Raw genomic sequence first — 655 nt, 5'->3', positions numbered from 1 at the left:
TTTCTAATTGGTGTACTGGACGTAACTGAACCATCTGGATCTTACGCTCTTCAGCATTCGTCAAAGCATTCATGATTGGTGGCTGAAGCACAGGAACCAATGCCATGTATGAATATGCCGCAACAGCAATTGCACCCAATAAATGTGGCGCTAGAACGCTAGCAACATAAATCGACGTTGGGCCATCCGNACCACCGATAATACCGATCGCTGCAGCTTCGCCAATATTGAATTCCATTACGCCTGTCATGGTTAGAACCGCTGCACCTAGAACGGTACCAAAGATACCGAACTGCGCCGCTGCACCTAACAAGATCGTACGCGGGTTAGCAAGTAATGGACCGAAGTCAGTCATCGCACCAACACCCAAGAAGATCAAAAGAGGACCAACTGTACTACCAATAATAACGCTATAGAAGTTCGCCAACATGCCGTTAGCATAACCTGCATTCTTAGCGATTTGATCCGCAGCAAATACCGTAGATGCATTACCTTCTACATAAGCAGCTTTGAATGCCTTCAATGTTTCAGCAGTAATTTCTTGACCTGCTTCAAAAGGAATCTTCAGAACCTCTGAAAGAGCAAGCATAACGTCCGGCTTATGGAAGTGAATCGCGTTTTCCGCGGCAGTTAGTGCCAAGCCAGCTTCTGGGAT

The 655-nt window shown here is 46.5% G+C and carries 1 protein-coding gene; it reads right to left on the bottom strand.

The features are described 5' to 3' along the window. The coding region (locus tag A3738_RS04250; RefSeq protein ID WP_156503943.1) for a sodium ion-translocating decarboxylase subunit beta at positions 1–655 on the bottom strand (655 nt) is incomplete at both ends.

The sequence above is a fragment of the Oleiphilus sp. HI0066 genome (assembly GCF_001635725.1).
Note: the sequence above shows the minus strand (reverse complement) of the source record. Positions and strands in the feature narration are given on the sequence as shown.